The organism is Sphingomonas cavernae, assembly GCF_003590775.1.
Lineage (GTDB): Bacteria > Pseudomonadota > Alphaproteobacteria > Sphingomonadales > Sphingomonadaceae > Sphingobium_A > Sphingobium_A cavernae.
In genome coordinates, this window is record NZ_QYUM01000004.1 from 464,817 (window position 1) to 477,709 (window position 12,893).

Consider the following 12,893-nt stretch of genomic DNA (forward strand, 5'->3'; position numbering starts at 1 on the left):
AACGGATTGCAACCGGTGTGGGAAAGGTCAGCCAGTCCCCGGATTGAACGATGGCGGATCGCTGGCGGGAAAGGATTCATCCGACGCTTCGTCGACTTCGTGCCAGGCGCGGCTGGCGCCGTCACGCATCGCCGCAGGGCCGGCATTGCGGACCTGTGCATGCGCTTCGGGTTCGGTCTCGCCCGGCGAAAAAGCCGCTGCGTGTCCGTCAAGCGGTTGCGCGTCCGCATTGCGCCGGCGCACGAACAGCCAACCCGCCAGCAGGCCGATGCCCGCCGACGACAGCGCGATCACCAGCTTGCCGGCCCTCATACCCCTCGCCTTTCCCATTTCGCGCCTTTCATATGATTTCGGCCCAGAACCCCGCAAACGGCGGGCCGTTCCCTTCTATTCCGGTCGAGGACGCATTCCAACGGCTTGCCGCACAAATTGGAACATCGCCAGCACGTCGCCGGTTTCCCTGTTATCCCGATGACGGGAAGATGCAGGAGGACCTTGCAATGCCTGACAAGAAGAAACAGCAGCAACAGCCCCAGCGGCAACAGCCCGGCCGTGACGATCGCCAGCAGGAGCAACAGCAGCCCGATCGCCAGCGCCAGATGGGCGACGAAGATCGCCGCCAGGATCGCCAGCAAGGCGGTTTCGAACGCGACCGCTAGGATAACTGCTCAAGAAATCGGGGCCGCGTCGCGGCCCCTTTTTTATTCGCCGCTCACCATGGTGGCATCAGCGACGAACAGCCGCGCAAGATCGTCGCGCTTTACCAGAAGATCGTCGAGCGAATAGCCGTCGAGCACCGCCATGAAGGCCGCCAGCGCTTCCTTGAGCGCGCCGGTCAGGCCACAGGCGGGCGCGATGATGCAGTTGCCGCAATCGACCAGATCGAAACCGTCCTCGGTATGGCGCACCACCGCACCAACGTTGATTTCCACAGCGGGACGCCCCAGCCGTACGCCACCAAAGCGGCCGCGCACGCTGGTGACATAGCCAGCATTCACCAGATCGTTGACGACCTTCATCAGGTGGTTTTGCGAGATGCCATAGGCGCGCGCGATCTCGGCGATCGAGCATAACCGGTCGGGTCGCGCGCCGAGGTAGAGCAGCACGCGCATGGCATAATCGGTGTAGCGCGTCAGCCGCATCGCATTCCTTTGTCCGGGCGCTTCGCAGCGCCCCAATCGTTATATGTATTTTTGTTGCATGTTTCAATTGAGCTGATACATGCACACACAATGCATGATTGGAGCATGAGTCGTGAACGATGCTGCACAGATCGACGACGCGGGGCTCGAACGGCTCGTCCCGCTGTTCTATTCCCGCATCCGTGAAGACTCCGAGCTTGGCCCCATCTTCAATGACGCGATCCACGACTGGCCCGAACATCTCGACAAGCTTGTCGCCTTCTGGTCGTCGGTGATGCTCACGACGGGGCGCTACAAGGGCAACCCGATGGCCGCACATCTGAAGCATGCCGCGCGGATCACCCCCGAACTCTTCGAACGCTGGCTGGCGCTGTGGAATCGCACGGTCGCGGAAGTCATGGCGCCCGATGCCGCGGCGGCGCTTCAGATCAAGGCCGCGCGCATCGCCGAGAGCCTGCAGCTCGCGCTGTTCTTTCGGCTCGAGCCGCGATCCACGAGCCCCTGACGCCGACACCGACGCCGACGACACCATTCCCAGAGCAATAACCAAGGAAACGCTGATGACGCAGTCCCTCAGCGAGCGCACGATCGCGCTCGTCAAAGCCACCGTTCCCGCGCTCGAGGCGCACGGCCTCGACATCGTGCGCGAAATGTATGCGCGCATGTTCGAGAACCCGGAGATCCGCGACCTGTTCAACCAGTCACATCAGGGAGCCGATGGCGCGCAGCCCCGCGCGCTGACCGCTGCGATCCTCGCCTATGCGGCCAATATCGAAAATCTCGGCGCACTGGCGGCCGCAGTCGAGCGGATCGCGCAGAAGCATGTCGGGCTCCAGATCCTGCCCGAACATTATCCCCATGTCGCTGAAGCACTGCTGGGCGCGATCAAGGCGGTGCTGGGTGATGCCGCGACCGACGAGATCCTCGCGGCCTGGGGCGAAGCCTATTGGTTCCTCGCCAACATACTGATCGCGCGCGAGAACCGGATCTATGGCGAACTCGCGGCAGCCGAGGGCGGCTGGAGCGGCTGGCGCGATTTCGTGATCGAGACGGTGCAGCGCGAAAGCGCGGTGATCACGTCATTCATTCTGCGCCCCACCGATGGCGGCCGCGTTGTTCGACACAAGCCCGGTCAATACCTCACCTTCTGGCTCGAACTGCCGGGGCATCCCCCGATCAAGCGCAACTATTCGATCTCCAACGCCCCCAATGGCGAATATTACCGCATCTCAGTGAAGCGCGAATCCAGCGGGCTCGTCTCCGGATGGCTGCATGATCACGCCACGCCAGGCACCGCGTTGAAGGTTGCGCCGCCGGCGGGCGAATTCTTCCTGCCCGAACGCCCCGAACGGCCGGTGGTGCTGCTTTCGGGCGGCGTCGGGCTGACGCCGATGGCAGCGATGCTCGAAACCGCGGCCGAGCGCCATGTCGATCTGCCGATCCACTATATCCACGGCACGCATGACGGCACCACGCATGCGATGCGCGCATCGGTGAGCGCGCTCGCCATGGCGCGCCCGGGCATCAAGGTTACGACCTTTTACCAGACGCCGCGTGCGGAGGACGTCCTGGGTGAGCATTATGACCACGCCGGACTGATCGACCGGGACTGGCTGGCATCGGAGACGCCGATCGACGATGCCGACTATTTCCTCTGCGGCCCGCGACCGTTCCTGCGCGCTTTCGTTTCTGCATTATCACAGGCCGGGGTTCCGGCCGACCGAATCCATTATGAGTTCTTCGGTCCCGCTGACGAACTCCTCGCGGCCTGATGACAAAAGGGACGCGCCTCGGCGCGTCCCGCACAAAAAATAGCAACTTCGCGATATACGCCAAGCAGTCCGCCGCAACGATGCTGCCGCGCTGTTGAACCGCGTCTTCGAATTCGGGGAATTGGTGGACAGGGCTGGATTCGAACCAGCGTACGGGAAACCCGGGCAGATTTACAGTCTGCTGCCTTTAACCACTCGGCCACCTGTCCAGGGTGCCTGTCATCAGGAAGGCGGCTCAATGGCGAATGGGCGCTTGCCTGTCAACGCCTCCGCGCGCAAAAGCCCGCAGATTATGAAAAGAGGCCATCGACCATCGCAACAGGCGCACGGACGTCCCCGTTTCTGGGGCCGCCACGCCGTACTCGCCGCGCTCGCCAATCCCGAACGCACCGTCCGCAAGATCTGGGGAACGCGGGAGGCTTTGACAAGGCTCGATCTGCCGCCGGTGATTCCCGTCACCTATTGCGATGCCGCCGACCTCGGCCGACTCGTGCCCTCAGATGCGCCGCATCAGGGGCTGGTAGTCGAAGTCGATCCGCTCGAGGACGTGTGGCTGGGCGAACTGCTGGAACGCGGCGTCGAGCAGAATCGCCCGCTGGTCGTGCTCGATCAGGTGACCGATCCGCACAATGTCGGCGCGATCCTGCGCTCGGCGGCCGCCTTCGACGCGCTCGGCATCGTCACGCAGGACCGGCACGCGCCCCCCGAATCGGGAACCGTGGCGCGCGCCGCTTCGGGCGCGCTCGAGCTGGTGCCTTGGGTGCGCGTGGTCAACCTTGCGCGCGCGCTAGACGAGATCGCCGAGGCCGGATTCTGGCGCATCGGGCTGACGGGTGCGGCGACGCGCACGCTTGACGATGTGATGGGTACGGCCAAGGTCGCGCTTGTCCTCGGCGCCGAAGGCGAGGGGTTGCGTCACAACAGCGCGGCGCATTGCGACGAGCTTGCCAAGCTGCCGATCAGTCCTAAGGTGGAAAGCCTGAACGTGTCGAACGCCGCGGCGATCGCGCTCTATGCAGCGGCGACCCGGCCGCAAGTGGGGGGCTGATTGATGCATCACCGGATCGGGCGGCTCGCGCTGGCCATAGTCACACCCCTGCTGCTGACGGGCTGTCTGCTGACCCCCGGCAAGTTCACATCCACGCTCAGCATCAACGCCGATCGCAGTTTCACCTTCGCCTATAAGGGTGAGGTGATTGCGTTCGACCCCAGTGCCGAGATGGGCAAGGCGCTGAAGGATGGCGCGAAGGAAGAGCCCGATGCCGGCAACGAAGATGGCGGAGCCGAGGAGGACGAGACTCTCTTTACCCCGATCGCGCTCCAGGACGAGGGCAAGGACGCCGCAGAGACCGATGCCGACAAGGAACGAAAACACCGCGCGATCGCCGAGGCGCTGTCAAAGGAAGCCGGCTATCGTTCGGTCCAGTATCTGGGCGAGGGGAAGTACCTGATCGATTATCAGGTGAGCGGCGCGCTGACGCACAATTTCGTCTATCCCTATAATATCGACGCAGAGGTGATCTTCCCCTTCATCGCGATCGAGCTGCGCAAGAACGGCACCGTACGCCTGAAGGCGCCAGCATTCGGCAACGAATCGACGGGGGATCAGGCGCCAGGCCGCGGCGAGGCCGCCAAGCTGCTCGACGGCACCTTCACGCTGGACACCGATGCCGAGATCGTCAGCCAGAACAACGAGGATGGCGTGCAGATCGTCAAGGGGCGCAAGGCGATCGTGTGGAAGGCGGATCCGCTGAGCAAGGCGGCACCCACGGCGGTGCTGAGGATGACGCGGTAAAGTAGGCTGTGCCTAGGTTGAACCGCTCATCCTGAGGAGGGACTGAGCTTGGCGAAGTCCCGTCTCGAAGGACCGACATCGCGCGTCCTTCGAGACGCCGTTTCGTCTTCGCTCAACGGCTCCTCAGGATGAGCGGCCCAGAGGGATCCAACCTAATCGTTCAACGCACAAGTTATTCAAACCAAAGCGCATCGCCCCAGCGAAAGCCGACATTGTCGGGGGTTGAGCTCAGTCTTCCTGCGCGATGGTGACGCGCAGGCCGTCCAGGGCGTCGTTGAACGGAATCTGGCACGACAGGCGCGAAGTCCCGTCGCGGTGATCCGAGCTGTCGAGCAGGTCGTTCTCGTCCTCGCTCATCGCCGGCACCTTGTCGGCGAAGTCCTCGTCGACGTGAATGTGACAGGTTGCGCATGAGCAGCAGCCGCCGCACAGCGCGAGCAACTCGTCGAAACCGGCGTCGCGGATGACCTCCATGACCGAAAGGCCAGTTTCACCCTCGACCACATGTTCGGTTCCGTCGCGCGTCACGACAACCAGCTTCGGCATCCACCTGTCTCCCATTCCGATCGTGCGCCCTATCCCCGAGCGAAACGCACAAATCAAGCTGTTTGGGCCAAGCCCGCATTGCGCCTCGCCATTTCGTGCGGAATGTCCTTGCCGTCAGAGCTGCCTGAGCGCGCGCGCGGGGCGCACCGACATCAACGGAATCGATCCGGCCAGACCGATGCCGAGCGTCAGAAGCGCGCCGACGAACAGCGTTCCCAGCACGACATTCCAGTCGGGCGCCCAGCCAAAATCAAAGACCTGCACGATCACATACCACGCGGCAGCGCTGCCGAGCACCAGCGATAGCAGCGCGAGGACCGAGGCGAGCAGCACATATTCGATCGCCTGCGCGCCGAGCACCTGAATCCGCGTGGCGCCGAGCGTCTTGAGGATGACGCTGTCATAGCTGCGCGCCTGTCGCGAGGCCGCGATCGCGCCGATCAGCACCGCGATCCCGGCGAGAATCGCAACCGACGCGGCGGCGACGATCGCGCCCGACATCTGGGTCAGCAGCGCGCTCACCTGCCCGATCACCTCGCCCACCGCGATGATCGACACGCCGGCGAAGGCGCCGAGCACTGCGCGCGTCACCGCTGGCTCGCGGTCGGCCGGCATCGTGATCGTTGCGGCAACCGTGTGCGGCGCACCGCTGAGCGTGTTGGGTGAGAAGACGAGGACATAGTTGAACCCCATCGTGTCCCAGTTGACCTGCCGGAGCGAGGCGATGCGCGCCTCGATCTCGCGGCCGAGCACGCTGACCGTGAGCATATCCCCCACGCCGATGCCAAGCGTCTTGGCGGCCTCCTGATCGAGCGAAATCAGCGGCGGTCCCGCATAGTCGGCGGGCCACCATGTCCCGGCCACCAGGTCGCTGCCCTCGGGAAGCTTCGCGCTATAGGTCACGCCGCGCTCGCCGCGCAGGAACCACGCGCCCTCGGGAATCTCCTTCAGATCAGCGACGCGTTGCCCGGCATAGGCGACGATCGTGCCGCGCAGCGCGGGCACCATATTGAGCTCCGCTCCGGGCGCCTCCTTCTCCACGATTGCGCGGAAACGACCTTGCTCCGCGGCGGGAATGTCGAGCACGAACTGATTGGGCGCCTTTTTGGGAACGGTGCGGCTGATCTCGGCATCGAGACTGGTCTGGATGCCCGCCAGCGTAACGAACAAGGTGAGCGCGAGCCCCAGCGCCACGACGAGCGCAGATGTCTGTGCGCCCGGCCGGTACAGATTGGCGATCGCCAGCCGCCATAGCGGCCGCCTGGGCCGCGGTATCCGTCGCGCCAGCCGGCTGACCGCGAGCCCCAACAATAGTAGCAGGAGGAGTACCGCCGCGACGGCGCCGAGAACTGCGGCCGAAAAGATCGGCTCTCGCGCGGTCAGCAACGCAAGCGCGAGCAGCGCGACGATGGCGGCCGCGACGACCAGGACGCTCTGGCGGTCTAGCCGCCATCCAGTCTCGACGAGCGCGCGAAATATTGCGGCGGCCGGCTGCGTCCGTGCGCGCGCGAGCGGTGGCAGCGTAAAGATGAAGGCGATGAGAAGGCCATAGGCCGCGCTGGTCAGCAAGGGCAGCGAATGGATGCGGAGGCCCGGCTGGACGGGCAAGGCGTCGCCCGCCAGTGCGACGATCGCGGGCGGCAGGAGCGCGCCCAGCACAACGCCGCACATAATCGCGAGCAGCCCGACCGCGCCGACCTGAAGCAGATAGATGCGCTGGATGTCGCCGGACGTTGCGCCGAGCACCTTGAACGTGGCGATCCCGTCGCGCTTGAGCATGAGATAGGAGGAAACGCCGTTGCTGACGCCAATCCCCGCAATCACCAGCGCCGCCAGCCCGATCAGCGACAGGAACTGCCCCATGCGTTCGAAGAAGCGATTGGCGCCGGGCGCTGCGCGATCGCGGTCCTTGAATTCCCAACCCGCCGACGTGAAGCGCTTCTCGAGCGCGGCGCGTGTCGATGCGGCGTCGGCGCCCTCGACCAGTCGAAGACGATATTTGCTCTCATAGAGGCTGCCGGGCTGGATCAACCCCGTCCGCCGCAGCCCCTCGATCGAGACCAGCGCGACGGGCCCCAGCGTGAACCCCTCACCCACGCGATCGGGTTCGTCGTCGATGATGTCGCGGATCGTGAAAAGCGCGGCGCCATAACGGAGGCGATCACCGGGGCGGAGCTGCAACCGCTCGGCAAGCGCATCGCCGATCACGATCTGATCGGGAGGCAGGTTGCGCGCGTAAATGCCGCTACGCAGCGCGAGCGTACCATAGAGCGGATAGGCGACATCGACGCCCTTGAGTTCGGTGAGCACCGCCGCGGGAACAGTCCCCTGCCCCGCATCGCTACGCTGCGCCATCGCGCGCATACGGATCGTCTCGCTGAGCCGGCCAACGTCGCGCAATGTCTGTTTTTCCGACGCACTCGCCTCGCGCTGCGTCATGGCGACCTCGATATCGCCGCCGAGCAGCGTCTGCCCGCGCGCCGCAAGCTCGTCGGTGATCGCCGCGGTCAGGCTGCCGATCGCGGCCAATGTCGCCACGCCGAGGAACAGGCAGATGAAGAGCAAGCGCAATCCGCGGAAGCCCGCATGGAGGTCGCGGCGCGCGATGCGCCAGCTTGTCCGCCAGTCCAGTGCGGTCATGCGCGGCGGTCCGCGACGATCCGGCCGTCGCGCATCTCAACGATCCGGTCGCAGCGCTCGGCCAGCGATGGATCATGCGTGATCATGACGAGCGTCGCGCCCGACGCCGCCTGCCGCGCGAAAAGCATGTCGATCACCGTGGCGCCGGTGGCCGCATCGAGATTGCCCGTCGGCTCGTCAGCGAAGATGATCCCGGGGCGTGGGGCGACCGCACGCGCGATCGCCACGCGCTGCTGCTCGCCGCCCGAAAGCTGCGCGGGATAGTGATCGAGACGATGGCCGAGGCCGACCGCCACAAGCTCTTCGGCGGCGCGCGCAAAGGCGTCCTCATGGTCGGCGAGCTCGAGCGGCACCGCGACATTCTCCAGGGCGGTCATGGTGGGCAGCAGGTGGAAGGACTGGAGGACGATGCCGATCCGTCCACGCCGTGCGCGCGCCAGCGCATCCTCGTCGAGCGCGCCGAAATCGACCCCGGCGACTATCACTTCGCCCCCGCTCGCGCGCTCGAGTCCCGACAGCACCGCCATCAGCGACGACTTGCCCGATCCCGAGGCCCCAAGGATCGCGAGGCTTTCGCCGCGACCGATTTCGAGATCGATGCCCTTCAGAATTTCGACGGGCGTGGCGCGCGTGCCGAGCGAGAGCGTGACATTGCGCGCGCGGATCGCAATAGTGGGGGCATCGACAGGTGCATGCATGAAAAGGAAAACTCCTTGGCGACGAAGCTCGCTCAATATGGGTCATTACTCGCGCTTGTCCATGTGGTGGCAGGCTGTTCTGCTGACGCGCCCCAACAACAGTCCACGCTGCGCGAGGAAAATGCCGCCGCTAGCGTCGTGCCCGCAAAGGACACAAAACTCGTCGTCGCCTTTGGGGACAGCCTGTTTGCGGGCTATGGCCTCGCCCAGGATCAGGGTTTCGCTCCCGCGCTCGAACGCGCGCTTAGCGCCGGGGGCGTCAAAGCGCAGGTCTTTAATGCCGGCGTTTCGGGCGATACCAGCGCGGCCGGGCTGCAGCGCCTTTCCTTCGTGCTCGACGGGTTGGCGCGCAAGCCCGATCTCGTCATCGTCGGGCTGGGGGGCAATGACATGCTGAGAGGGCTGAGCCCCGAGGCGACGCGCGCCAATCTCGACGCGATCCTGAGCGAACTCGACAAGCGAGGCGTCAGGACGATGCTGACCGGCATGCTCGCCGCCCCCAATCTGGGCGCCGATTACGCCGCGGCATTCAATCGCATCTATCCCGAACTGGCGCGCAAGCACGGCGCGACGCTCTATCCCTTTTTCCTCGATGGTGTTGTCGGACGCCGCGACCTGCTGCTGCCCGATGGCATCCACCCCAATGACCGGGGCGTCGACGTCGTGGTCAGCCATGTCGCGCCCCAAGTGTCGGGGGCTTTGGACGAATAGTTGCGGCCATTCGTCGCATTGCCATGACTATGAGCCAGCATATCCCATAATATTGACTTCAAAGGAGAAGCGGCGTTATGCAGCCGCTCGGGCGACCAGAGCCCAACAGAAAAAGGACGGCGCGGCATCCATATGAAACGGAGTCATGGCACTTCGTACGCCGATCTGGTTCGCCGCGTCACCGAGCATCCGCCGACGCCGAAGCTCTTGGATACCGCTATCATCGACCGGCATCGCTGGACGATCTTTCCCAATAGAATCCGTGAATGGCGCCGGCGCAGCGGCTTTCCCAAGCTGCTTGCCCTATCGCAGCATATTCCCGCCATTCCTTATATCCGCCTGTCCAAGATCGAGCGCGGCGAGGTGGTGGCACGCGCCGAGGAACTTGTCGCGATCGCCCGCGCACTCGGCGTGAAACCGGGGCAGTTGCTCGTCGACATTGACGATCCGGGCTTCGACATCGCGCGGTGGGCCTCCGAATTCCAGGATCCTGCGGCCTTCGACGTTGCGGAGGACAGTTTCGCGGTGCTTCTGGCTGCGGCGCTGCGTGCGCGTCGCGATGCCGACGCCGGGCTTTCGATCGCCGCGATCGAGACCGTGTACGGCATTCCGCCCGTGATCCTGTCGCGTCTCGAAAACGCCTACAAGACGCTGGACCGCTGGAACGACGCCACATTGATCGCGCTGTGCCGCATCTTCGGCGTGCATGACATCAAGGCTCTGCGCGCCGCGGTAACCGATGCGCATGAAAGCGGCACGCTTGCGCCCTATCTTGCACAGATCGCCAATCCCGAACTGAGGATCGCGAAGACCCGCGCAAAGGTCGCGGCCTTGCGTACCGAGCTCGATGCAGTGGCTGGCAAGCCATCAGCCGTCACGGAGCATCAGACAGCCAAGGGTCCGCCGCCGCGCCGCACGCCCGAAGCCGCCCCACATTCGACCGCCGCGCAGCAGCCCTCGGCGGTGATGGCCGCGATCCAGGCTTCGGACACGGCGACAGTTCGGCTGCTGCCCGTTTTCGGTACGCCGCTGAACGACGGACTGATCGCACGTACCGCGACCGGGGCCACGGTCGAGGCGCCGCGCATCGCAGGGGCCAATGCCTTCGGGCTTCGCGTCTGCCGTCCGTCGCTGGGGCCCGCATTGCCCGGCCGCGCCACGGTGATTGTAGACCCCGATCGCTTCCCCTCGGCCGGAGGAATCGCGGTGATCCGCGAAGAAGGCGGCCTGCGCCTTTTGTCGATTACCTTCGATCGCGATGGTCGCATGATGGGCCATAGCCTGAACCCGGACCGCGAGATGGTCATGGACAGCCTCGACCCGGTCAATGTGGCAACCGTGATCGGCGCGGTGTTCGAATAGTTTGATACGATATTAGTGTCCGGGGGCCCCGGTGTCCGCTTACCTCCTATAATGATGCTACTGGGCACCGATTAGGACCATGGTATGCGCGTACCCCGTTGGGCAGAATGTTTGTTGTCTGGTCCCACTCAGCAACTGTCATCGGAGACGGCAACCGCGCCGCAAGATCCGCTGACGGGGCTGCCACCACGATCGATGCTCGCCGAACTGCTCACGGAGACGCGATTGCAGGGCCAATTGCCCAAAACCGTCTCGCTGCTCGTCGTCAACCTGGATCGCTTCAAGCTCGTCAATGATCTGTGTGGCCATGCTGCCGGCGACCAGGTGCTCAGAGTGGCGGCCGAGCGGCTCCGCCGCACGACCGACGAGCATATGCGGCTGCTTCATCTGGGCGGTGACGAATTTGCGCTTCTTGTCCCGCATATGCGCGGCGACGGGATGGCCGAAAGTCTCGCGCGTCGGATCCTCGATACGGTTTCGCTCCCGATAGATGTCTGCGGAAGGGTCGTCGATGTCGGCGCGTCGGTGGGCTTCGCGGTGGACGAAAGTGGCACGAGCGCTGCCACCGATCTGCTCCGCGCGGCGTGCATCGCGATGTCGCGCGCCAAGCGCGATGGAGGCGGCGCATTTTGCGCGTTCGAACCCTCCATGGACGTTGACCTGCGCGACCGCGCGGCGCTGGAGGACGATCTGCGGTCGGGCATTCAGCGCGGCGAGATCATCGCCTACTATCAGCCGATCTTTTCGTTGCGTTCCGCGGATCTGGTGGGCTTCGAGAGCCTTGCGCGGTGGAACCATCCGCAGCGCGGCATGCTCGACCCCGGCACCTTCATTCCGATCGCCGAAGATCTGGACGCGATCAACGACCTCTGCTTCACGTTGCTGCGTCAGGCCTGCCGCGACCTCAGGAGCTGGCCAGCGCACCTGACATTGTCGATCAATGTTTCGCCCATCCAGATCTGCGATCCCGACCTGCCGTTGAGGCTGCTCCAGATACTCTATGCCGGCGGAATCGCGCCGGGCCGGCTGATCGTCGAGATCACCGAAAGCGCGCTCGTGCGCGATGTCGAGCTGGCGCGCGCGACGATCACGTCGCTGCGCAACGCCGGGGTGAAGGTGGCGCTGGACGATTTCGGAACGGGGTATTCGAGCCTGCACCATCTGCGCGAGTTGCAGTTCGACCGGATCAAGATCGATCGGTCATTCATTGAGGCGCTCGACGGCTTTGCGGGCAGCAAGATCGTGAAAGCGATCGTCGACCTGGGGCAGAGCCTGGGCATGCCCGTGACCGCCGAAGGAATCGAAACGCTCGAACAGGCAACCATGCTGTCGAACCTTGGTTGCACCTATGGTCAGGGCTTCCTGTTCGGCCGTCCGCTCCCACCGGCAGCGACGCTGCGAATGGTCATCGAGCTGGAGGACGACCCGAACCTGCTCCGTGCTGTGGGGCAGAACTGAACTTCACAATGTCGCCCCAGCGAAAGCTGGGCGACATCAGATATTTTTGGTTGGAGGGTTGCCCCTCGCTCAATATTCCGAATTGACCGAGATCGGCGTCGCCAGATCCATGTGCGACAAATCGCCGCGTGCGCCATAGGTCGACGTGCGGCTGCCCGAAAGCCGCTTGGCTTCGGCGGCAACCGCACCCATCATCTCGGCCGACAGGTCGATCTGACGCTCGAGGATCGCGGCATTGGCTGTCGACGCGTCGCCGAGAGCGATCAGGGCGCTGGCGAGCGCGTCGCGCTCTTCGTCGTCGAGTGCCTCGGTCCAGCCGGGCTGCTCGCGATTGACACGCGCAAGCTCGGTTTCAAGGACGCCGACGAGCCGCACCTTCGCGGTTGCGAGTTCGGCGAGATCGAGTGCGCGCTCATGCCCGCGCAACCGGTCGGTCTCCTCGTTCATGATCAGCGTCAGCGAAGCCATGACATCGATCACATTACTGGCCATTGGCAGCACCCTCCTGCATCCTGATCATCTGATCCAGCACCATCGGCGCCAGCCCGAAATTGCCGCGTTTCGCGATCTCGTTGCCCATCTGCTCGGCAAGGATGCCGCGGAACATCTCTTCGGCATGGCCGCCTGAAAAGCCGGTGTCGGTTTCCACCATCTCCACCATGAGCTTGGTCATCTGACCCACGAACACCGCCTCGAACTCGCGCGCGGTGGTTGCCATATCGCGGGCCGGCCTGGGCATCTGCGGCGCCTGTGACGGCGGCAGCGAAGA

The 12,893-nt window shown here is 64.6% G+C and carries 15 protein-coding genes and 1 tRNA gene; 8 read left to right on the forward strand and 8 right to left on the reverse strand.

Annotated elements, in window-relative coordinates:
* Positions 1-27: 27 nt before the first annotated feature.
* Positions 28-312, reverse strand: coding sequence for a hypothetical protein (locus tag D3876_RS17540; protein ID WP_238475430.1), 285 nt, complete (start codon positions 310-312; stop codon positions 28-30).
* Between the two features lie 188 nt (positions 313-500).
* Here D3876_RS17540 and D3876_RS20525 point away from each other — a divergent pair, with 188 nt between their 5' ends.
* Positions 501-659, forward strand: a complete 159-nt coding sequence (locus tag D3876_RS20525) for a hypothetical protein (protein ID WP_182912051.1) — start codon at positions 501-503, stop codon at positions 657-659.
* A gap of 42 nt (positions 660-701) precedes the next feature.
* Here D3876_RS20525 and D3876_RS17545 read toward each other — a convergent pair whose 3' ends face one another.
* The gene (locus tag D3876_RS17545) at positions 702-1,142 is read right to left on the reverse strand and encodes an Rrf2 family transcriptional regulator (protein WP_119764701.1); all 441 of its coding nucleotides are present in this window, start codon (positions 1,140-1,142) and stop codon (positions 702-704) included.
* 112 nt (positions 1,143-1,254) lie between these two features.
* On the opposite strand from D3876_RS17545, the gene D3876_RS17550 reads away from it, so the two are divergent.
* Together D3876_RS17550 and hmpA are read left to right on the forward strand one after the other, a co-directional pair.
* The gene (locus D3876_RS17550; RefSeq protein WP_119764703.1) at positions 1,255-1,647 is read left to right on the forward strand and encodes a group III truncated hemoglobin; all 393 of its coding nucleotides are present in this window, start codon (positions 1,255-1,257) and stop codon (positions 1,645-1,647) included.
* Positions 1,648-1,702: 55 nt separating this feature from the next.
* A complete protein-coding gene (gene hmpA / locus D3876_RS17555) occupies positions 1,703-2,914 on the forward strand; it encodes an NO-inducible flavohemoprotein (protein ID WP_119764705.1) in 1,212 nt (403 codons plus the stop codon).
* A 122-nt stretch (positions 2,915-3,036) separates the two neighbouring features.
* On the opposite strand, the gene D3876_RS17560 is transcribed toward hmpA, so the two are convergent.
* Positions 3,037-3,123, reverse strand: a tRNA-Tyr gene (locus D3876_RS17560).
* 83 nt (positions 3,124-3,206) lie between these two features.
* On the opposite strand from D3876_RS17560, the gene rlmB reads away from it, so the two are divergent.
* Positions 3,207-3,962, forward strand: a complete 756-nt coding sequence (rlmB, locus tag D3876_RS17565) for a 23S rRNA (guanosine(2251)-2'-O)-methyltransferase RlmB (protein ID WP_119765647.1) — start codon at positions 3,207-3,209, stop codon at positions 3,960-3,962.
* Between the two features lie 3 nt (positions 3,963-3,965).
* A complete protein-coding gene (locus tag D3876_RS17570; protein WP_119765649.1) occupies positions 3,966-4,709 on the forward strand; it encodes a hypothetical protein in 744 nt (247 codons plus the stop codon).
* Positions 4,710-4,937: 228 nt separating this feature from the next.
* On the opposite strand, the gene D3876_RS17575 is transcribed toward D3876_RS17570, so the two are convergent.
* The 3 genes from D3876_RS17575 to D3876_RS17585 form a co-directional block, all read right to left on the reverse strand.
* Positions 4,938-5,255: a 2Fe-2S iron-sulfur cluster-binding protein gene (locus tag D3876_RS17575; RefSeq protein WP_119764707.1), complete on the reverse strand. Its 318-nt coding sequence runs from the start codon at positions 5,253-5,255 to the stop codon at positions 4,938-4,940.
* A gap of 114 nt (positions 5,256-5,369) precedes the next feature.
* Positions 5,370-7,895 (reverse strand): ABC transporter permease, encoded by a 2,526-nt coding sequence (locus D3876_RS17580; protein ID WP_119764709.1) that lies wholly within the window; start codon positions 7,893-7,895, stop codon positions 5,370-5,372.
* Entirely contained in the window at positions 7,892-8,593 is a 702-nt protein-coding gene (locus D3876_RS17585) for an ABC transporter ATP-binding protein (RefSeq protein WP_119764711.1), read from the reverse strand. Before D3876_RS17585 ends, D3876_RS17580 begins: the two co-directional genes overlap by 4 nt.
* Before the next feature lie 15 nt (positions 8,594-8,608).
* On the opposite strand from D3876_RS17585, the gene D3876_RS17590 reads away from it, so the two are divergent.
* The 3 genes from D3876_RS17590 (at position 8,609) to D3876_RS17600 (ending at position 12,124) form a co-directional block, all read left to right on the forward strand.
* Positions 8,609-9,304, forward strand: coding sequence for an arylesterase (locus D3876_RS17590; protein WP_420801978.1), 696 nt, complete (start codon positions 8,609-8,611; stop codon positions 9,302-9,304).
* Positions 9,305-9,436: 132 nt separating this feature from the next.
* Positions 9,437-10,666: a LexA family transcriptional regulator gene (locus tag D3876_RS17595; RefSeq protein WP_238475431.1), complete on the forward strand. Its 1,230-nt coding sequence runs from the start codon at positions 9,437-9,439 to the stop codon at positions 10,664-10,666.
* 114 nt (positions 10,667-10,780) lie between these two features.
* Positions 10,781-12,124 carry a putative bifunctional diguanylate cyclase/phosphodiesterase gene (locus D3876_RS17600; protein WP_182912052.1) on the forward strand — a complete coding sequence of 448 codons (1,344 nt, stop codon included), beginning with the start codon at positions 10,781-10,783 and terminating at the stop codon, positions 12,122-12,124.
* Between the two features lie 69 nt (positions 12,125-12,193).
* On the opposite strand, the gene D3876_RS17605 is transcribed toward D3876_RS17600, so the two are convergent.
* Both D3876_RS17605 and D3876_RS17610 read right to left on the reverse strand, forming a co-directional pair.
* On the reverse strand, positions 12,194-12,616 hold the full coding sequence (locus D3876_RS17605; protein WP_119764717.1) for a flagellar biosynthesis protein FlgN: 423 nt from the start codon (positions 12,614-12,616) through the stop codon (positions 12,194-12,196).
* Positions 12,606-12,863, reverse strand: a complete 258-nt coding sequence (locus D3876_RS17610; RefSeq protein ID WP_238475432.1) for a rod-binding protein — start codon at positions 12,861-12,863, stop codon at positions 12,606-12,608. The genes D3876_RS17605 and D3876_RS17610 overlap by 11 nt, the downstream gene beginning before the upstream one ends.
* Between the last annotated feature and the right edge of the window lie 30 nt (positions 12,864-12,893).